Genomic DNA, 20054 nt, shown 5'->3' with positions numbered 1-20054 from the left:
GGCTCGATCAGTTGGTATAGAGACGGGCGAGAACGGTCTGCAGGACGGTTTCGCTGTTGGTCTGGTTGCGCGCGACGCTATTGGTCTCGTAGTAGAAGGTGCCGATGCCGCGCATCAGGTTGCCGTATTCGGGGCTTTCCGCTTCGTTGACCTGGCCGCCCGAGGGAATGGGCAGGTTGTTCCACTGCACGCTGTAGAGCGTGCCCGCGGTGGTCGCGCTGCTGATGTCGCTGCCGCGGTAACTCATCCAGGTATTGGCGATGCCCTTCAGCACGCCGACCGGATTCTGGTGGGTGTCCGCCAGCTTCAGGTTCAGCGCGGCGAGGTCCAGCAGGCAGGGGCGGGCCACGTTGTCGGCCGTACAACCGGTGCCGGGCTCCGGCGGACGCAGGGTGTTGACGAAGCGCCGCTCGCCTTCGCGGAGTCCGGACTCGGCGGCGTTCTGCAAGCGAGTCTGTTCGATGACGTTGCCGGTGATGCGGCTTTCCAGTACCACTTCGCGCATGCTCGAGACCGCCAGCAGGGTGACGATCACCAGGATCGCCAGGGCGATGACCAGCGTGGCGCCGCGCTGTTGTGCAGGGAAGTTGTTCATGGCACGAGATTCCTGAGTGTCTGGCTGCCCTTGGCGATCTGGTAGAGGCGGTCCTTGTCGTTGCCTTGCAGGCTGGTCTTGGACGAGGGGTAGAGCGTGATCCAATCGTCCAGGGTCTTGCTGTCGCCCTGGCGCAGGTTCTTGTCGCTGGCCATCAGCGCGGAGTAGCGCAGGGCACGCACCGGACGGTCGGCGATGTTGGCCTGTTCGACGAAGCTTTCCACCTCGCGTTTGCCGGCCATGGTCGGGCCGACGCCGTACTCGAGCTTGAAGTCGACCAGGCCGCTGACGATCTCCTGGCCTTTTTCCTTGATTGTCTGCGCGGAGCAGGCGAGGCTGCCGGGGACATCGGCGGTCGCGGGAACGAACAGAACGCGTGCGGTGATGGCCTGGGCGGTAGCGAAGGGATCGCTGGGGGTGGTGATCGAGTTGCCTTCGCAGTCGTAGGCTTCGCCTGGCGCCGGTTGATAGCGGTAGCAGAATCCGCTCTGGCCGGCCTTGACCACGGCGGGCACCAGGGTCGAGCCGGCTTTGAATGCCTCGCAATAGGCGGTTTTCTGCTGCGCCGGGAAGGCAAACTCGTTGGGGTCGTCCGCACGCCTACGGAAACCCACCTTGGCCAGTTGCTGGTCCAGGAACATCATGGCGAAGCGTCCGTTTTCCTGGTTGCCTGCCTGGCCTTGCTGGAACAGGTAGTTGCGCTTGTTGTCCAGGTAGATCTGGGTAATCCCGAGAATCAGGAAGCTGCTGATGGCGAGGGCCACCAGTAGTTCGATCATGGACAGGCCCGATTGCCGTCGGGAGCGGTTGTTCATGCTCATGGCTCGACCCTGAGGGTGTAGTAGCAGAGGGAGGTGTCGGCGCTGCTGTCGGCGGCGTTGACGCAGGCGCCTTGCTTGCCGCGCCAGGCAAGGCGGATTTCCAGCATGGAGCCCTTGCCGTCGCAGTCGCCCGGCTTTGAGCTGCGGCAGATGTAGTAGTCGCTCTTCAGCAGGTCGCCAGCGCCTGGCAGTTCGTTCTTCACCTGTTCCGCCCAGCATCCCAGGCGGTCCTTGATCGCGTCGGGCAATGGCGTGCAGGAGGACGGCGCGGTGGGGAACGCCGACCCCTTGGCCTTGAAGAAGTCGGATTGCGTGGCCATCTGGTCCTTGACGTCGTACAGCGCCTTCGGGCTCGCCCGCATGCTTTCCAGCAGGTTGCTGCCGAGCATGGCTGCCTTGTTGCGCTCGACCGAGTCGGCGGTGTACTGGATGGTCTTGCCCTGCATGGCGATCATGCCCAGCACGCCGATGCTGATCAGCAGCAGGGCGACCAGCACTTCGATCATGCTGAAGCCGGATTGGTGCAGCGACCTGTGTCGCGATTTCAATAGCATGACTGGGGCGCCTTGGAGGAAGGTTCGAGTTGGATCCGGCCGGCCTGGCTGATGCTCAGCACGCGGCCCCCGTCGGTCTTGCCGTTCTGGCAGATGGCGAAGGTTCGTTCCGTTGGCGGTACGAGGGTACCGTTGGCCGTGAAGGTCAGATGTTCCACGGCGCTCTTTTCCTTCGCTGTCAGCGTGGCGGCACGGAAGCCGTCGTGTTTGCGCAGGGGCGCGGCGATCGAGCCGGAGGCCAGGACACCTATGCTCAGGCCCTTGCCCCAGTCCTTGTCCTTCAGCGCCTGGATGCTGATCGCGCGCCTCTGGGACACGGCTTCGCTGCGAGCGTACTGCAGCATCGCATTGAGTTCCTCGGCGGCGCTCTGCAGTTCGTTGCGTTCTGTCAGCTGCTTGAAGTTCGGAATGGCGAAGCTCGCCATGATGGCCAGCAGGACGACGATGATCAGCAACTCGATCAGGGTGAAGCCGGTCGAGTTGGAACGATATGACATGCGGTTGCTCCAGGGGGTCTACGCCTGGAAAGCATGCCAAACGGGCCTGGGAGCGTCTTGCGGTCGTTGACGGTCGGCCCGTGGGGCAGGACAACTGGTCCATGATCATCCGGAAGTGCTGCATAGCTCACGTTTCTCCCGGTTCTCCCTGGCGCTCGCGGTACGGAGCCGGCCCTGCCGGTTGAGGATCAGTTGCCAGGCAACGGTATGCCTTCCGCAGAGCAGAAACCGCCCGTTGTGAATGTTGAGCTGGCCGCTGGGGAGGAACCTGAGGCGGTTCGAACGGTTCCAGCGGAGCCTTTCCTTCTTTGCAAGCGCGCGTCCCACGAGAAGCCGTTCCCCACCGTCTTCCGCAAGCAGCCAGCCCTCTCCCCAGTCGCTGCCGCAGTGACGGCCATCGGTCGACGGACAGAGCGTCACCGGGCGCTGGTAGGCGACGGCATGGGTTCTGCCCAGCTGGATGCTCGCGCTCAGCTCGTGCAACACACTTCGCTCGCGATTGCCGTCCAGCCAGGCTGCCATCCCGGGCAGCGCCAGGCTTCCCAGTATTCCCAGCAGAACCAGCGCAAACAGCAGCTCGGTGAGCGTCAACGCTCTCTGCGACCTTTCGACCATGGCAGGCGGTCCTTTTGCTCGTATCATTCCGCGACGGTCGTATCTCGCCGGATTTTCCCCGTTGCCTCAATCAGCTGCGGGATGAGGCGTATGACCGACTTTTCTGCAACCCCTGTGTGATCGTGGAGGCCCTGGTGTCGGAAAGAGTTGTGGTAGTGGGCGCTGGCGTCATCGGCCTGTTGACCGCCCGGGAGCTGGCGCTCGCCGGACTGCGGGTGACCCTGGTGGAGCGGGGCGAGAGTGGGCGTGAGGCATCCTGGGCGGGAGGCGGGATCGTCTCGCCGCTCTATCCGTGGCGCTACAGCCCGGCGGTGACCGCCCTGGCGCACTGGTCGCAGGACTTCTACCCGGCCCTGGGGCAACGTTTGCTCGACGAGACCGGGCTCGATCCCGAGGTCCATACCGTTGGCCTGTACTGGCTGGACCTGGACGACCAGACCGAGGCACTGCAGTGGGCACGCAAGCACACCCGGCCGTTGAAGGAAGTGCCGATCGAGGAGGCCTACGCGGCGGTGCCCGGGCTGGGCGCCGGCTTCCAGCGGGCGGTCTACATGTCGGGCGTGGCCAATGTGCGCAATCCTCGCCTGGCGCGCTCATTGCGGGCATCCCTGCAACAATTCGCCAATCTCGAACTGCATGAGCAGACGGAGGTGCGCGGCTGGTTGCGCGACGGCGATCGAGTGCTCGGCGTGGCGACCTCGCGTGGCGAGATCCGTGGCGACAAGGTGCTGCTGGCGGCGGGCGCCTGGAGCGGCGAGTTGTTGAAGCCGCTTGGCCTGGAACTGCCCGTGGTACCGGTGAAAGGGCAGATGATCCTCTACAAGTGCGCGGCGGATTTCCTGCCGCGCATGGTGCTGGCCAAGGGGCGCTACGCGATTCCGCGGCGCGACGGCCACATCCTGATCGGCAGCACCTTGGAACATTCGGGCTTCGACAAGACGCCGACCGACGAGGCGCTGGAAAGCCTCAGGGCGTCTGCGGCAGAACTGTTGCCGGAACTGGCGGACATGCAGCCGGTGGCCCACTGGGCAGGGTTGCGCCCGGGCTCTCCCGAAGGCATCCCCTATATCGGTCCGGTGCCTGGCTTCGACGGGCTCTGGCTGAATACCGGGCACTACCGCAACGGGCTGGTCCTGGCACCGGCGTCGTGCCGTCTGCTGGCGGATCTCATGAGCGGGCGGGAACCGATCATCGACCCGGTCCCCTACGCCCCGGCTGGTCGCCTCTGAGGAGCGAAAACCAAAAGGCCTGTCTTCGGACAGGCCTTTTCACTTTCAGTCGATGCCCAGCTTTTTCAGGCGGTAGCGCATCGAGCGGAACGTCAGGCCCAGGCGCTGGGCCGCGGCGGTGCGGTTCCAGCGGGTCTCCTCGAGCGCCTGCATGATCAGCTTGCGCTCGATGTCTTCCAGGTAGTCCTCGAGGTTGTCTATTTCGCTCAGGCTCGCGGCGCCTTCCTGGCTGGCACCCGGCGCATCGGCCAGGCGCAGGTCGTGAGGCTGGATCTGGTCGTCTTCGCACAGGGTGTAGGCGCGCTCCAGCATGTTTTCCAGCTCGCGGACGTTGCCCGGGAAGCGGTAGTTCTTCAGCTTCTCCTGTGCGTCGCCGGTCAGCCTGGCGGCCGGCAGGCCGGTGTCGCCGGCCAGGCGCTTGAGGATGCGTTCGGCGAGCAGCGGGATGTCCTCGCGGCGTTCGCGCAGCGGCGGTACGCGCAGCTCGATGACGTTGAGGCGGTAGTAGAGGTCCTGGCGGAAGCGCCCGGCGCCGACTTCGGCGGCGAGGTCCTTGTGGGTGGCGCAGAGGATGCGCACGTCGACGGCGACCTCCTGCTGGCCGCCGACCGCGCGCACGGCCTTTTCCTGGATCGCCCGGAGCAGTTTGACCTGCATGGCCATCGGCAGGTCGGCGACTTCGTCGAGGAACAGGGTGCCGCCGCTGGCGGCCTGGAACAGGCCCTGCTTGTCTTCGATAGCGCCAGTGAAGCTGCCTTTCTTGTGGCCGAAGAACTCGCTTTCCATCAGTTCGGAGGGAATCGCGCCGCAGTTCACCGGCACGAACGGCCGCTCGATACGTGGCCCCTGCTCGTGGATCAGGCGCGCCACCAGCTCCTTGCCGCTACCGGACTCGCCACTGATGTAGACCGGCGCCTGGCTGCGCGCCAGCTTGCCGATCTGGTTGCGCAGGGCGCGCATCGGCGGCGACTCGCCGAGCAGGCGGTTGTCCACCGGCGCTTCCTCGGCTTCCGGGTTGCGCAAGCGCAGGGCGGTTGCCACCAGCTCCCGCAAGCGACCGAGGTCGACCGGTTTGGTGAGGAAGTCGAAGGCACCGGCCTTGAGCGCCTGGATCGCGGTGTCCAGGCTGCCGTACGCGGTGATCATGGCCACCGGGGTTTGTGGATGGCGCTGCTGGATGTACTGGACCAGATCGAGGCCGCTGCCGTCCGGCAGGCGCATGTCGGTGAGGCACAGGTCGAACGGCTCGCGGGCCAGCAACTCGCGGGCTTCCTTGACGTTGCGGGCGCTGCGGGTGTCCAGCTTCATGCGGCCGAGAGTGATTTCCAGCAGTTCGCGGATATCCGGTTCATCGTCGACGATCAGGGCTTTTTGTCGGCTCATGCGTGCGGCTTCCGTCAGCTGAGTTTGCGCGGGTGGGCGAAGGTGATGCGGAAGCAGCCGCCGCCTTCCTCGCGATTGCGGTAGTCGATCCGTGCCTGGTTGCTCTCGCAGAGCTCGCGGGAGAGATAGAGGCCCAGGCCGGTGCCTTTGCTTTCTGTAGTAAAGAAGGGTTCGAACAGGTTGTTCAGTTTGTCCGCCGGTACGCCGGGACCGTCGTCGATGATTTCCAGCACCGGCAGGTCGCTCTCCGGGTCGCGCGCGAGGCTCAGCCAGACCTGGCCGCGCCCGTGCGCCTGGGCGCTGTAGCGAAGACCGTTCTGCACCAGGTTGCTCAGCACCTGGTTCAACTGATGTGGGTCCATGCGGGTCTGGATGTCGCCGGCACCGAGCTGCAGGTGCAGTTGGCTGTCGTTGCGCAGCCTGCCGGGGTATTCGTCGACGAACCGCTGAAGCCACTCCTTCAGGTCGAGCTGCTGCGGTTCGGCCTGGCGGCGACGGGAGAGCTGCAGGACGTTCTCGATGACCAGGTTCATCCGCTTCGACTGGTCCTGGATGATCTGCGTCAGGCGTCGGTCCGGGGCATCCAGTTCCTCTGACTCCTGCAGCAGTTGGGCGGCGTGGCTGATCGCGCCCAGCGGGTTGCGGATCTCATGGGCGATGCCGGCGGTCAGGCGGCCGAGACCGGCCAGCTTCATCTGCTGCGCCTGCTGGGCGATCTGCGAAATGTCTTCGAGGAAGATCAGCACGTGCTGGTCGTCTTCGCGGTTGAGGCTGATAAAGCTGGGTTGCACCGTCGGGCCATCCGGCACCACCTTGAGCGTCGGCGGACGGAGGCTGGGATTCAGGCGCCATTGCTTCATGCAGTGCATCAGCATCGGGCTGTGGCGGCCGAGGCTGGCGCCCTGCACGTCGTCCTGCCTGAGCAGGCCGAGGGCGGCCTGGTTGGCGAGGAGGATGGCCTGACGGCTATCGACCACAAGGATGCCGGTGCGCATGCGCTGCAGGATCAATGCGTTGAGTTCCTCCAGGTTGGCGACCGTCTCGGCGCGTTCTTCGGCCAGCGTTTCGGTCTGCTCCTGGCGCCGCACCAGGGCCTGGATCACCAGCGCGGCGGCGAAGCACAGGGTGCCGAGGCCGCCGGCCTGGACGTAGTGGTTGGTGGCGTCCGGACTGCTCAGGCTGAGGAAGAAGGTCAGGTAGAGCAGACCGAGGCTGGCCGCCGCCGCGATGACCAGGCCGATGCGCCCGCGCAGCAGGATGTTGGCAATGGCCACCGCCACCACCAGCAGGCTGCCGATGCCGCTGGGTACGCCGCCACCTGCGTAGAACAGGCCGCAAAGCATCAGCACGTCGGTGAGCGCGAGGATGAAGATCGGCAGCAATTGCCGTGACGGCGGCAGGAACAGCGCGACCAGGATGTTGAAGACCAGGTAGCACCAACTGCCGACATGGAACAGTTCAGGGTGGACGAGCTTGAGGACCTGATCTTCCAGTTCGCTGGAGATCAGCAGGACCAGTACCAGGCCGATGGTCAGGCGGTACAGGTGGTACAGACGGAGGATGCGTTGCCCCTGCTCCTCGCTCAGCCGTAGCCGTTCAGCGCGCACGGTCGCCCTGGTCCTGGCGCAGGTGCGCCTGGCTGCAATACCAGCGTTGTTCGTGGGCGAGGGCGTTGGCCTGCGGCACGTGGACGCCGCAATGGGCGCAGCGGACCATCGGCGATGCGCTCGGCTCGTCCTGCGGACGTTGCTGCTGGCGCGGAGTGGGACGGGTAAAGCGACGCCAGAGCCAGAACGCGATGGCGATCAGGGCGATCCAGAACAGGAGGCGGAAAAGGCCCATGGTGATCTCGGAGGCTGGAGAAAGCTGCAGTTTAGCCAAGCCGCCGGCTCGATCCCAGCCGGGAAGGTCCAGGCTGTGCGGCGTTTGGCGCTGGGAGAGGCATGGCGGCGGGCAAAAAGAAGGGAGGCCTGCGCCTCCCTTCGGTGTTTCGTGCGATCAGTCGAAGAGACCGAAGGTCATGTAGCTCCACCAGGAGCGGCCGGAGTCTTCGTCGTCATCGCTCTCCGGCTTCTCGTCGTCGGCGCTGTGATCCTGGTTTTCCGGCTTCAGTTCGGCGGGGATCTCCCGCTCGGCATCCTCGTACTGCTTGATCACGTCCTTGGCGGCCTGGGTTTCCATGTGCGGCGGCGGCTCGCCGCCTTCGATCAGGCCCAGGGTGGCCTTGGCCAGCCAGGAGCGGGTGTCGGCCTCGCTTTCGCGGGCGACGAACTCGCCATCCTTGAGGCTGGCGTTATCCGGATAGTTGAGCTTGAGGGTTTCCAGGCTGGTGCTGGCCAGGTCGTCGAGACCCAGGCGACGGTAGGCTTCGACCATGATCGCCAGGCCATCGCCGACGGCCGGGGTTTCCTGGAAGTTCTCCACCACGTAGCGACCGCGGTTGGCGGCGGCGACATAGGCCTGGCGCTTCAGGTAGTAGTGGCCGACGTGCACTTCGTAGGCCGCCAGCAGGTTGCGCAGGTACACCATGCGCGCCTTGGCGTCCGGGGCGTAGCGGCTGTTGGGGAAGCGGCTGGTGAGCTGGGCGAACTCGTTGAAGGAGTCGCGGGCGGCACCCGGGTCGCGCTTGGTCATGTCCAGCGGCAGGAAGCGCGCCAGCAGGCCGCGGTCCTGGTCGAAGGAGGACAGGCCCTTGAGGTAGTAGGCGTAGTCGACGTTGGGGTGCTGCGGATGCAGGCGGATGAAGCGTTCGGCGGCGGCGCGGGCGGCTTCGGGCTCCATGTTCTTGTAGTTGGCGTAGATCAGCTCGAGCTGGGCCTGCTCGGCGTAGCGGCCGAAGGGATAGCGCGATTCGAGGGCTTTCAGCTTGGTGACGGCGCTGTTGTAGCTCTTGTTGTTGAGGTCGTCCTGCGCCTGCTGGTACAGCTGGCTCTCGCTCAGGTTCTCGTCGACAGTCTCCTTGTTCGAGGAGCAGGCTGCGGTGAGGGCGAGGATGGCGATCAGCAGCAGGTGTTTCACTTGCATGGCGGCTTGCGTCCCTGGGACGGTCGGCTTGGCCTCAACCGTCTGTTATGATTGGCGCCCCAGGCACCCCCTGGGACAAAGACCCCGTATTTAACCACAGCGCGTAGCCGATTCCAAAAGCCGCGCTGAGCATCGTCTCCTACTCATGTCCGATATGATTCAACGCGCGGCCGAGGTGCCGTTCGAGCTGGGTGGCCAGCGTCTCGACCAGATCGCCGCCCAGCTTTTTCCCGAACACTCCCGCTCCCGTCTGGCCGGCTGGATCAAGGACGGACGCCTGACCGTCGACGGCGCCGTGCTGCGCCCGCGCGACATCGTCCACAGCGGCGTGCAACTCGTCCTGGAGGCCGAGCAGGAAGCCCAGGGCGAGTGGCTCGCACAGGACATCGAGCTGGAAATCGTCTACGAGGACGAGCACATCCTGGTGATCGACAAGCCCGCCGGCCTGGTGGTCCATCCGGCTGCCGGCCATCAGGACGGCACCCTGCTGAATGCCTTGCTCTACCATGTCCCGGACATCGCCAATGTGCCGCGCGCCGGGATCGTCCACCGCCTGGACAAGGACACGACCGGCCTGATGGTGGTGGCCAAGACGCTGGAGGCCCACACCAAGCTGGTGGCGCAACTGCAGGCACGGTCGGTCAGCCGCATCTACGAGGCGATCGTGATCGGCGTGATCACCTCCGGTGGCACCATCGATGCGCCGATCGGACGGCATGGCGTGCAGCGGCAGAAGATGGCGGTGGTCGACGCCGGCAAGGTGGCGGTCAGCCATTACCGCGTGCTGGAACGCTTCCGTGCGCACACCCATACCCGGGTCAAGCTGGAGACCGGGCGTACCCACCAGATCCGCGTGCACATGAGCCATATCGGCTATCCCCTGGTCGGCGATCCGGTCTACGGTGGGCGCTTCAGGATTCCCCCGGTGGCCAGCCAGACCCTGGTCCAGACTCTTCGCGAGTTCCCCCGGCAGGCGCTGCACGCGCGCTTCCTCGAACTGGATCACCCGGCCACCGGCGTGCGCATGAAGTGGGAGTCGCCGCTGCCGGAAGACTTCCTCTGGCTGCTCAGCCTGTTGCGCCAGGATCGCGAGGCGTTCGTCGGATGAACGCCTGGCTGACCCCCGACTGGCCGGCGCCGGCCCGTGTGCGGGCCTGCGTGACCACGCGCAGTGGCGGGGTCAGCCAGGCACCCTTCGACAGTCTGAACCTTGGCGCCCACGTCGACGACGATCCGCGCGCCGTGGAAGAAAACCGCCGACGCCTGACCGAGCGTCTGGAATGCCGGCCGAGCTGGTTGGACCAGGTGCACGGAGTGACGGTGGTGGAGGCCGACCCGAGCCGGGTGCTCAGGGCCGACGCCAGCTGGAGCGCGATGCCGGGCGTCGCCTGTACGATCATGACCGCCGACTGCCTGCCGGCGTTGTTCTGCGACCGCTCGGGCACCCGCGTGGCGGCGGCCCATGCCGGCTGGCGCGGGCTGGCGGCGGGCGTGCTGGAGGCGACGGTGGACAGCCTGGGCGTGCCCGGCGACGAACTGCTGGTCTGGCTGGGGCCGGCGATCGGCCCGCAGGCCTTCGAGGTCGGCGGCGAGGTCCGCGATGCATTCGTCGCTGCGCACGCCGAGGCGCGCTCGGCTTTCGTACCTAGCGCCAATCCGGGCCGCTTCATGGCCGACATCTACCGACTCGCGCGGATCCGCCTGGGCGCCCATGGCGTCACCGCCGTGCATGGCGGTGGCTTCTGCACCTTCAGCGATACCGCGCGCTTCTATTCCTACCGCCGCTCGTCGCGTACCGGCCGTTTTGCCAGCCTGGTCTGGCTCCAGGACTAGGCCCGCGCAGGTTATCCGGCGGCAACTGACCGATGTCACGGTCCGGTCGCTTGAACCGCGGAAAATCGCCCTTATCTACTGAGTCATCTCGGCGGGCTTTTCTTCATCAGGGACACCCATCGTTCCGGCCCGCTCTATAGAAGGAAGGACGACCCATGCGAATAGACCGTTTGACCAGCAAGCTGCAACTGGCGCTCTCCGACGCCCAGTCCCTGGCCGTTGGCCATGACCATCCGGCCATCGAGCCGGTGCACCTGCTTTCCGCCCTGCTCGAGCAGCAAGGCGGTTCGATCAAGCCCCTGCTGATGCAGGTCGGCTTCGATATCGCCGCCCTGCGCAGCGGCCTCAACAAAGAACTCGACGCGCTGCCGAAGATCCAGAGCCCGACCGGCGACGTGAACCTGTCCCAGGATCTCGCACGCCTGCTCAACCAGGCTGACCGCCTGGCCCAGCAGAAGGGCGACCAGTTCATCTCCAGCGAGCTGGTATTGCTGGCCGCGATGGACGAGAACACCAGGCTCGGCAAGCTGCTGCTCGGCCAGGGCGTGTCGCGCAAGGCGCTGGAGAATGCCGTGGCCAACCTGCGTGGCGGCGAAGCGGTGAACGACCCGAACGTCGAGGAGTCGCGCCAGGCGCTGGACAAGTACACCGTCGACATGACCAAGCGCGCCGAGGAAGGCAAGCTCGACCCGGTGATCGGTCGCGACGACGAGATCCGCCGGACCATCCAGGTCCTGCAGCGGCGGACCAAGAACAACCCGGTGCTGATCGGCGAACCCGGCGTCGGCAAGACCGCCATCGTCGAGGGCCTGGCCCAGCGCATCATCAACGGCGAAGTGCCGGACGGCCTCAAGGACAAGCGCCTGCTGGCCCTGGACATGGGGGCGCTGATCGCCGGTGCCAAGTTCCGCGGCGAGTTCGAGGAACGCCTGAAGGCGGTCCTCAACGAACTGGGCAAGCAGGAAGGCCGGGTCATCCTGTTCATCGACGAACTGCACACCATGGTCGGCGCCGGCAAGGCGGAAGGCGCCATGGACGCCGGCAACATGCTCAAGCCGGCTCTGGCGCGCGGCGAGCTGCACTGCGTCGGTGCTACTACCCTCGACGAGTATCGCCAGTACATCGAGAAGGATGCCGCGCTGGAGCGCCGCTTCCAGAAGGTGCTGGTGGACGAACCGAGCGAGGAAGACACCATCGCCATCCTCCGTGGCCTCAAGGAACGCTATGAAGTGCACCACGGGGTGAGCATCACCGACGGCGCGATCATCGCCGCGGCCAAGCTGTCGCACCGCTACATCACCGATCGGCAACTGCCGGACAAGGCCATCGACCTGATCGACGAGGCCGCCAGCCGCATCCGCATGGAGATCGACTCCAAGCCGGAGGAACTGGATCGTCTCGACCGTCGCCTGATCCAGCTGAAGATCGAGCGCGAGGCGCTGAAGAAGGAAGACGACGAAGCCACCAGGAAGCGCCTGGCCAAGCTGGAGGAGGATATCGTCAAGCTCGAGCGCGAATACGCCGACCTCGAGGAGATCTGGAAGTCCGAGAAGGCCGAGGTGCAGGGCTCGGCGCAGATCCAGCAGAAGATCGAGCAGGCCAAGCAGGAGATGGAGGCGGCGCGGCGCAAGGGCGACCTCGAGAGCATGGCGCGCATCCAGTACCAGACCATCCCGGACCTGGAACGCAGCCTGCAGATGGTCGACCAGCACGGCAAGACCGAGAACCAGTTGCTGCGCAACAAGGTGACCGACGAGGAAATCGCCGAAGTGGTTTCCAAGTGGACCGGTATCCCGGTGTCGAAGATGCTCGAGGGCGAGCGCGAGAAGCTGCTGCGCATGGAGCAGGAGCTGCATCGGCGAGTGATCGGCCAGGACGAGGCGGTAGTCGCCGTGTCCAACGCCGTGCGCCGTTCGCGCGCCGGCCTCGCCGATCCGAACCGGCCGAGCGGCTCGTTCCTCTTCCTCGGCCCGACCGGGGTGGGCAAGACCGAGTTGTGCAAGGCGCTGGCCGAGTTCCTCTTCGATACCGAGGAGGCGCTGGTGCGGATCGATATGTCCGAGTTCATGGAGAAACACTCGGTGGCCCGCCTGATCGGCGCGCCTCCGGGCTACGTCGGCTTCGAGGAAGGCGGCTACCTGACCGAGGCGATCCGCCGCAAGCCTTACTCGGTGGTGCTGCTGGACGAGGTGGAGAAGGCCCATCCGGATGTATTCAACATTCTCCTCCAGGTGCTCGAGGACGGACGCCTGACCGACAGTCACGGGCGTACGGTGGACTTCCGCAACACCGTGGTGGTGATGACCTCCAACCTCGGTTCGGCACAGATCCAGGAGCTGGCCGGCGACCGCGAGGCGCAACGTGCCGCAGTGATGGACGCGGTCAATGCGCACTTCCGTCCGGAATTCATCAACCGGATCGACGAAGTGGTGGTATTCGAGCCGCTGGCTCGCGAGCAGATCGCCGGCATCGCCGAGATCCAGCTCGGTCGCCTGCGCAAGCGCCTGGCCGAGCGCGAGCTGAGCCTGGAACTGAGCCAGGAGGCGCTGGACAAGCTGATCGCCGTCGGCTTCGACCCGGTCTATGGCGCACGCCCGCTGAAGCGGGCCATCCAGCGCTGGATCGAGAACCCGCTGGCGCAACTGATCCTGGCCGGCAAATTCGCGCCGGGTGCCAGTATCTCGGCGAAGGTGGAAGGCGACGAGATCGTCTTCGCCTGACCTCTTCGTGGACGGACAGGGAAAGCCCCGCTTCGGCGGGGCTTTTTCATGGGCGTCCGGTAGGAGCGAGAGCGCTGCCGCATGCAGTGGAAGGGCCGTTTTGCCGCTCGTGGAAAAAGAAGAAAAACTTTTTGGATCAGAGGGTTGACATGCCCGCGCGCATCCGTAAAATGGCGCGCCTCTGAGACGCGAATCCAGCAACACCGGAAGCGTCCAGGGTTGGAAGAAAGACGTTCCGCGATAGCTCAGTCGGTAGAGCAAATGACTGTTAATCATTGGGTCCCTGGTTCGAGTCCAGGTCGCGGAGCCAACTTCCAATCGGGGTATAGCGCAGTCCGGTAGCGCGCCTGCTTTGGGAGCAGGATGTCGGGAGTTCGAATCTCTCTACCCCGACCACCTCATACTTGGGTCGTTAGCTCAGTCGGTAGAGCAGTTGGCTTTTAACCAATTGGTCGTAGGTTCGAATCCTACACGACCCACCATATTCAAGACGAAAAAGCCCACCTGCGAAGGTGGGCTTTTTCGTTTCTGTACCCTTATTTTCCGAATGCTGGCCTGTGGGAAGGAGGAGGGGCCGCTCTTCCAGCCCTGTTTCTCCGACGCCTGGCCTTCCCGCATGGCATTCATCGAGCGTCTGGAGGCGGCGGGCCCTGAGGCCCGGCCGCTCCATCGAACAGGAAGCCTCCCGGTACGGGTACCGGGAGAATCGATTCACAGGTTGTAGTGGCGACCTATCATTGGAACGGTCGCCGCAGCCCCGTATACCGAGTTCCAGGACTGCCAGCCAAAATTGATGCCGATCAGTCCGCCATGGATCTGGTTGGGGATTTGTGGCTCCAGCCTGCCGCTGGCCGAAGAACCCATGACATTCCCCTGGTTCCAGGCGACCAGGCCGCCCAGCAGACCCGAGCCTCCGACCTTGCCGGAAGCGGAAGCGCCGCTGATGGTGGCGGTGCTGAAGCCCACCAGCCCGCCAATATAGCTATCGTAGCCCGCCGTCACATCGCCGCCGGCCGAGGCCCCCAGGATGAGAGCCTGCCAGCCCTCCAGGGAGCCGACCAGTCCGCCGGCCCTGATCCCGGCGCCTCCGCTCACCGCACCGCTGGCCTTGGCGGAGCGGATCGAGGTGTTTTCACCGCGGCCGACCAACCCTCCCAGGTTGTGGCCGGTCTTGTCGTTCACGATTCCATGACTGCTGGCGAGCATCAGCGAACCTCGCAGGTCACTGCCGATCAACCCGCCGATGGCCCTGGAACCACTGGCGCTGACGTTGCCCGAAGCCGAGACGTTCGTCAGCGAGGCGGCATCGTTATAGCCGACGAGTCCGCCGACGCGACTGCCCTTGCCCCCGGTGACATTGCCGGATGCCGCCAGGGTGCTGTGGTTGCCGCCCCGGTTGTGGCCGATCAGCCCTCCCACGTCACTGTTCGCCCCTGCGTTTACCCACCCGGAGGCCTTCAGGTTGGAATGATTGCCGCCGAGGTTGGACCCTATCAGGCCACCCAGGGTTTTGCCGCTGCCGTCGGTGACTTCGCCACTGGCGGAGCCGTTGATGACGGAGCCGTACAGGTTTTCTCCGAGCAGACCGCCAACCGCTTCTGCTCCGCGGGTAGCGACATTGCCCTTGGCGGAGGCATTGACCAGCGAGGCATTGGCGTTGAGACCGATCAGGCCGCCGGCCTGGAGCAGCGACCCACCACTCAGGTTGCCGCTGGCACTGACGTTGGCCAGATTGCCTGCCTGGTTGTGGCCGATCAGGCCTCCCAGGTAGCGACCGTCTTGCAGGCTGACATCGCCATGGGCGCTGGCGTTGTTGATGGCCGCGTTCAGGTTCCGGCCGATCAGCCCGCCCAGTGCTTCCGCGTCTGTGCCCCGGACCTTGCCGCTGGCCGTGGCGTGGGCGATACCACTGTTTACGTTGAGGCCGATGAGCCCTCCGTACAGGCCGTGCTGTCCGTTGCCTGAGACGTCGACGGAGGCGGATACGTCCGCCAGTCCGCCGGCGGAGCTGTATCCGACCAGTCCTCCCAGGTTCATTCCGTGACCGCTCAGCGACAGCGTTCCCTGACTGCCGCTGCTGCGGATGAGGCCGCCGCGGTTCCTGCCTACCAGGCCCCCCGCGCCGTAGTGGCTGGCATGGTCCTTCAACTGGCCGGAGATGGCAAAATCGGCCCGGCTGTTGGAGATGCTGGCCACGCCCCTGGCTGTGCTGATGTTTTCGGCTGCGAGTCCGCCCAGAGCATAGGTGTGGCGGTTGCCGACCAGCGTGCCGCTGGCGCTGGCGTTGTCGATACTGCCCAGGTTCAGTGCGACCAGCCCGCCGAGGCTGTTCAGCTTCGAGGCCGCGGCGATACGGATGTCGCTGGCGTTCACATTGTCGATGCGACCGAGGTTGACGGCGGCCAGGCTACCGACCTGGACGTTGTAGTGGGTGGCCTGTGCTCCATCGGCGGAAATGCGTTCCAGGTTCAGGTTGCGGAGGGTGCCCCGGTTGACGCTGAACAGGCCGGAGTAGGCGCCGGTGCCGTAGACGGCGAGATTATCGATGGTGTTGCCCAGGCCGTCGAAGGTACCGCCGAAGGCGCTCGCGTTGCCTATCGACAGGAAGCTGGAGTTGCCGCCTGCGATTCGATTGCCGAGGACATAGCTGCCGCCCAGGTCCCTATCGATGCCGCGCAACTGCTGCAGGTCCTGGATCACGCTGTAGTCCCGCCCATTGGCGCGGAATCCTGCGTTCTTGCCGGACAGGGTGATCCGGGTGCCTTCGGCCAGGGCATAACCCTTGTCCGAATTGAATTCGACCCGGGCTCCCTGGCCAGTGAGAGAGAGGCTGTCGTCGATACGGAGAGGGCGCTGCCCGGCATTGAGAGTAAGGCTGGCGTTTTCCCCCTGGGCCGTCAGCGCGCCATTGATCCTGAGGTCCCCGCGCTCGGCGGTTAGCGTCAGGCCGTTGCCGCTGTCCCAGGACAGCGGCGCGCCGACATGCGCGTTGCCCCGGGTGGCGACCACTTCGACGTTGCTTGTGGAAAGGTTGCGGGCCAGGGTATCGGCATGCAACGTCGGGCCTTTTCCCGCGCTGCTTGGATTCGCCAGGCCGGAACCGACATTCTCGTTGCTCCGGGCCTGAACGGTACGTGACCTGACGTTGGTGGCGGAGTTGCCGAAGACCTTGTTACCGCCGGTCTGGACCTGCACGACATGCACATTGCCGGCGTCGGCGGCGATATCGGGTAGCGTCTGGACCTGGACGATGCTGGAGCCATTGGCGCCTGGGCTCAGGTTGGGGAGAGTCTGGGTCTGGACGACATCGATTCCGCTGACGCCGGGGCCGATGTTGGCACCGCTCTGGCTCTGCACGATTGTGACGCCATTGACGCCCGAGCCGATGCTGGGGCCGCTCTGGCTCTGCACGACGCTGATGCCACTCGCGCCTGAACCGATATTTGCGCCATTCTGGCTTTGCACAACGGTGATGCCACTTGCGCCAGAACCGATATTGGCACCGTTCTGGCTCTGCACGACAGTCACGCCATTGACGCCCGAGCCGATATTGGGGCTGTTCTGGCTCTGCACGACGCTGATGCCACTCGCGCCGGCGCCGATATTGGCGCCATTCTGGCTTTGCACGACGCTGATGCCATTGGCGCCCGAGCCGATGTTGGCGCCGCTCTGGCTCTGCACTGCGGAGGTACCGTTGGCGCCGGCGGCGAGGTCGACGGCCGGCTGCTGCTGAACGATGGTCACGCCGTTGCTATCGGACGCATTGGCCCCGGCTGGGCCCTGCGCTACATGGACCTGGCCGGAACCATCACCGGCAGCGTTTGCCTGGCCGACAGCGGCTACGCTGACCTCGTGCGAGAGAATCCTCCAGGTGCCGGTTGCGCCCTGGTCGGCATGGGTGTCCACCTGCGCGGTTCGCTGTATCTCGACGTTCGCGCCCTGGTTCAGCACCAGGCCGCCATTGCCTCCGCCGATGGCGCTGGCGTCCTGCTTGCCGGCCACCCGCACGGTCCCCTGTTCGCCGCCGTCGAGGACGATGCGTCCTTCCGCGCTGCGTAGCGTCCTGGCCTCGAGAGTGCCCTGGTTGTTGACGACGGTCTTGAGCAGGCTGTCGGCGCTGCGGGCGCTCATCAGCACCTGGCCGCCATCGGCGCGGATGAGGCCGCCGTTGTGTGCGAGAGCGTCGACCGAGCCCTTGTCCACCTGCAGGTTGAGCAGGCCGTCGCCGTCGAAATTGAGGTTGATGCCCTGGCCTGCGCCCAGGGCCACGTCGCCGAGTTGCGCCTGGATCACGCCGTCGTTGCTGACCCGGGCGCCCAGCAGGGCGATGCTGCCGCCTTCGCTGGCTTGCAGGCTGCCGGCATTGCTTACGGTTGCGCCGGAGTCGCCGGAGAACTGGTAGTTGCCGGCGAGGAAGTCCCTGTCGGCCAGGTCCAGGGTGGAAGCCACCAGGCCGCCTACATTGACCTGGGCGGACTTGCCGAAGACCACGCCGTTGGGATTGACCAGGAAGACCTTGCCGTTGGCATCTATCCGCCCCTGGATATCGCTGCCGTTGCGGCCGATCACCCGGTTCAGGGCGACGGCGTCCTGGCCCGGCTGGTGGAAGCTGACCCGCTCATCGGCACGGACGCTGAACTCGTTCCAATTGGTGATCAGCTTGTGGCTCTGCTGGTCGATGACCATATGCCGGCCATCGGTGGATGTCTGGAATCCGGCATCGCCTGAAACGACCGTGGCGCCGCTGGGCAGGGCGAAGGCGGGGGCCTGGCAGAACAGGCCGAGCAGTGACGCTCCGGCGACTACGAGCGCCTTGCCGCGTCCGCTCTTGCTGCGCCGACGGGTACCTTCGCTTGCGACGTTCCAACAGCCTGTGGCCTGGTTCCAGACCAGCGTATAGCTCTTGTTCATGGCTTTTCCTTTCAGTGGGGCCCGCCGGCATGGCGGGCGGGAGCTTGCTCAGAAGTAGCGGGTCGCTTGCAACCACAGCCGGGGAGTGCGCTCGGGCTCGATGTTGTTTTCCTGGCTCAGGGGCCAGGCGGCGGTCAGGCTGACCTGGTGATCCGTTCCGTACCAGGTTGCGCCGCTGCCGACGGCGGCCATGCGGTTGCGATTGCCTTCCGTGGTGTTGGGGTGCTTGAGGAATTTCACCGCGCCCTGGTCGACGAACGAACTCAGCTGCCAGCCCGGAGCCAGGCTGTAGCGCAGCTCCGCACTGGCTTGCCAGCCTTCGTCGCCGTAGCCCTTGTAGCTGCCCAGGGGGAACGCCCGAACGCCGTAGGGGCCGCCCATGTCGAACTGTTCCGCGCTGTCGAGGTTGCCGCCGCTCCACTGGGCGTTGAGTTGGGCGAACAACTGCAGGCGGTCGCCCAGGTGCTGCAGGCGTACGGCGTTGAGCATGATCTTGTCGAAGCTGCCGGCGGTACCGATGGTGTAGCGGTCCAGCAGCCGCTCTTCGCCGGAGTCGATGGCGAGCTGGCCGTGGGCATAGGCCAGCGAGAAGCCGCTCTGTCCACCGCCGAACAAGCGGTCCTGGGCGTTTCCGCTGATGCTGGCGGTCCACAGGCGGATCTCCTTGCGGCTATGCCTCCCGGTACGCTCCTGGTCATCGCGAAGTCGCTTGTTTTCATATTGCAACTGGGTGGACAGGCTTAAGCTGCGGCTACGCAGCAGGGGCTGGCTGACGAACAGACTGTCGGTAATGGCCCGGCCATGGGCGTCCAGGCGCGAGAAATCGCGTACCAGTCGATAGGTCGTCTCGGCGTGGGCCAGTCCGATGCGCGTGCCTCGGGAACCAAGGGGCAGTTGATAGGCTGCACGGTAGTAGCGTTGGTGCCGGTCGCTGCCCAGCAGGCTCAGTCTCGCCTGGTCGCCCAGTCGCAGCGGGCTGTTGAAGTCGAGGGTGGTTCCCAGGCGATATTCCCCCATGTAGCGGCCGCCATAGTTGTCTGCCTCCAGCCTGCCGCCGACCAGCGGGCCGGGGCGGGCCTCGACGCGCAAGTCCGTGGTTCCCTGCGCCTGGCCCGGCAGCAGGGTGCCTTTGGCCTGGAGGCCGGGAATGTCGCTCAGGAGCAGAAGCGCACGCTCCAGCTCCGAGCCCTGGACCGCGGTATCTCGTTCGAGTGCGCTCAAGGGGCGGAGTAGAACGCGGTCCAGCGTTCGGGACGTGTTGTGCAGTTCGATCCTGCCGTAGCGTCCCTCGAGCACTTCGATGCGTACCGTTCCATCCTGGATTTCCTGTGCCGGGAGGAAGGCGCGCGCCAGCACATATCCCTTTTCCTGATAGAAATCGCCGATGCGGGCGGCGGCGGCGTGCAATTGGCTCAGATTGAGTTCCTGGCCCGGCAGGTCGTGCAGGAGCGCCAGCAGGCATCGATCGTCGAACTGCCTGTTGCCGCTGAGTTGGAAGCGCTTGACCAGCACCGTCGGGCCGCCCTCTTCGGCAGCCCGTGATACGCCGTCCTCGGGGCTGGGGCGCTCGGCGTCCAGTTCCACCGGCGCGGGCAGGTTCAGGCGTCGGCTTTCCACGTCACGCAGCGCCTGCCCCGCATCCGGGGCGGCATTGGCAAGGCAGGACGACAACATGGCCATTCCCATGAGGCCCGTACGGAGCAGCGGTCCGGCCCTGAGGGATGGAACAATCGAAGTGGAACTGCCGGAAGGTTTTGGAGAGGGAGGTGGGAAAGAAAGGCTAGCCTGGTTACGCGGAAAAGCTGGATGCATGGTCAATCGGCCCGGAGCGCGGTTCTTGCAGAGAAAAGAAGCCGATATCCGCAGGCATGT

15 protein-coding genes and 3 tRNA genes are annotated in these 20054 nt (G+C 65.4%); 7 read left to right on the top strand and 11 right to left on the bottom strand.

Features of this window, described 5'->3' with window-relative positions; genetic code table 11:
* Positions 1-7 precede the first annotated feature (7 nt).
* The 5 genes from pilX to ACI766_RS24585 all read right to left on the bottom strand — a co-directional run bounded on the left by pilX (position 8) and on the right by ACI766_RS24585 (position 3082).
* Positions 8-595 carry a type 4a pilus minor pilin PilX gene (gene pilX, locus ACI766_RS24605; protein ID WP_003112826.1) on the bottom strand — a complete coding sequence of 196 codons (588 nt, stop codon included), beginning with the start codon at positions 593-595 and terminating at the stop codon, positions 8-10.
* Complete coding sequence (gene pilW / locus ACI766_RS24600) at positions 592-1416, bottom strand: type 4a pilus minor pilin PilW (protein WP_003119422.1); 825 nt, start codon at positions 1414-1416, stop codon at positions 592-594. Before pilW ends, pilX begins: the two co-directional genes overlap by 4 nt.
* The gene (pilV, locus tag ACI766_RS24595) at positions 1413-1970 is read right to left on the bottom strand and encodes a type 4a pilus minor pilin PilV (protein ID WP_003119423.1); all 558 of its coding nucleotides are present in this window, start codon (positions 1968-1970) and stop codon (positions 1413-1415) included. Before pilV ends, pilW begins: the two co-directional genes overlap by 4 nt.
* Positions 1961-2467, bottom strand: coding sequence for a Tfp pilus assembly protein FimT/FimU (locus tag ACI766_RS24590; protein WP_003102598.1), 507 nt, complete (start codon positions 2465-2467; stop codon positions 1961-1963). Before ACI766_RS24590 ends, pilV begins: the two co-directional genes overlap by 10 nt.
* 105 nt (positions 2468-2572) lie before the next feature.
* Positions 2573-3082, bottom strand: a complete 510-nt coding sequence (locus ACI766_RS24585) for a Tfp pilus assembly protein FimT/FimU (RefSeq protein ID WP_003102595.1) — start codon at positions 3080-3082, stop codon at positions 2573-2575.
* Between the two features lie 134 nt (positions 3083-3216).
* Between ACI766_RS24585 and thiO the strand changes: the two genes are divergently transcribed.
* Positions 3217-4311 carry a glycine oxidase ThiO gene (thiO, locus tag ACI766_RS24580; RefSeq protein ID WP_003119424.1) on the top strand — a complete coding sequence of 365 codons (1095 nt, stop codon included), beginning with the start codon at positions 3217-3219 and terminating at the stop codon, positions 4309-4311.
* A gap of 45 nt (positions 4312-4356) precedes the next feature.
* On the opposite strand, the gene pilR is transcribed toward thiO, so the two are convergent.
* From pilR to ACI766_RS24560, 4 genes are all read right to left on the bottom strand, one after another.
* Positions 4357-5694 (bottom strand): two-component system response regulator PilR, encoded by a 1338-nt coding sequence (gene pilR / locus ACI766_RS24575; RefSeq protein WP_003094694.1) that lies wholly within the window; start codon positions 5692-5694, stop codon positions 4357-4359.
* A gap of 14 nt (positions 5695-5708) precedes the next feature.
* Positions 5709-7301: a two-component system sensor histidine kinase PilS gene (gene pilS, locus ACI766_RS24570; RefSeq protein WP_003123394.1), complete on the bottom strand. Its 1593-nt coding sequence runs from the start codon at positions 7299-7301 to the stop codon at positions 5709-5711.
* Positions 7291-7536, bottom strand: a complete 246-nt coding sequence (locus ACI766_RS24565; RefSeq protein WP_003102591.1) for a PP0621 family protein — start codon at positions 7534-7536, stop codon at positions 7291-7293. The genes pilS and ACI766_RS24565 overlap by 11 nt, the downstream gene beginning before the upstream one ends.
* A gap of 156 nt (positions 7537-7692) precedes the next feature.
* Complete coding sequence (locus ACI766_RS24560) at positions 7693-8718, bottom strand: outer membrane protein assembly factor BamD (RefSeq protein WP_003102590.1); 1026 nt, start codon at positions 8716-8718, stop codon at positions 7693-7695.
* 145 nt (positions 8719-8863) lie between these two features.
* Here ACI766_RS24560 and rluD point away from each other — a divergent pair, with 145 nt between their 5' ends.
* From rluD to ACI766_RS24530, 6 genes are all read left to right on the top strand, one after another.
* The gene (rluD, locus tag ACI766_RS24555; RefSeq protein ID WP_412828473.1) at positions 8864-9826 is read left to right on the top strand and encodes a 23S rRNA pseudouridine(1911/1915/1917) synthase RluD; all 963 of its coding nucleotides are present in this window, start codon (positions 8864-8866) and stop codon (positions 9824-9826) included.
* Positions 9823-10551, top strand: coding sequence for a peptidoglycan editing factor PgeF (gene pgeF, locus ACI766_RS24550; protein WP_003102588.1), 729 nt, complete (start codon positions 9823-9825; stop codon positions 10549-10551). The genes rluD and pgeF overlap by 4 nt, the downstream gene beginning before the upstream one ends.
* 155 nt (positions 10552-10706) lie before the next feature.
* Positions 10707-13271 (top strand): ATP-dependent chaperone ClpB, encoded by a 2565-nt coding sequence (gene clpB / locus ACI766_RS24545; protein WP_003094682.1) that lies wholly within the window; start codon positions 10707-10709, stop codon positions 13269-13271.
* 234 nt (positions 13272-13505) lie between these two features.
* A tRNA-Asn gene (locus ACI766_RS24540) sits at positions 13506-13581 on the top strand.
* Between the two features lie 9 nt (positions 13582-13590).
* Positions 13591-13667 (top strand) — tRNA-Pro (locus tag ACI766_RS24535).
* 10 nt (positions 13668-13677) lie between these two features.
* Positions 13678-13753: transfer RNA gene (locus ACI766_RS24530), tRNA-Lys, on the top strand.
* A 229-nt stretch (positions 13754-13982) separates the two neighbouring features.
* Here the strand turns inward: ACI766_RS24530 and tpsA4 are convergent.
* Entirely contained in the window at positions 13983-18182 is a 4200-nt protein-coding gene (gene tpsA4, locus ACI766_RS24525; RefSeq protein ID WP_003455748.1) for a two-partner secretion system exoprotein TpsA4, read from the bottom strand.
* Positions 18183-18230: 48 nt separating this feature from the next.
* A complete protein-coding gene (locus ACI766_RS24520) occupies positions 18231-19868 on the bottom strand; it encodes a ShlB/FhaC/HecB family hemolysin secretion/activation protein (protein WP_025324684.1) in 1638 nt (545 codons plus the stop codon).
* Positions 19869-20054 lie beyond the last annotated feature (186 nt).

This window comes from Pseudomonas sp. DL, assembly GCF_047199225.1.
GTDB classification, from domain to species: Bacteria; Pseudomonadota; Gammaproteobacteria; order Pseudomonadales; family Pseudomonadaceae; genus Pseudomonas; species Pseudomonas aeruginosa.
Note: the sequence above shows the minus strand (reverse complement) of the source record. Positions and strands in the feature narration are given on the sequence as shown.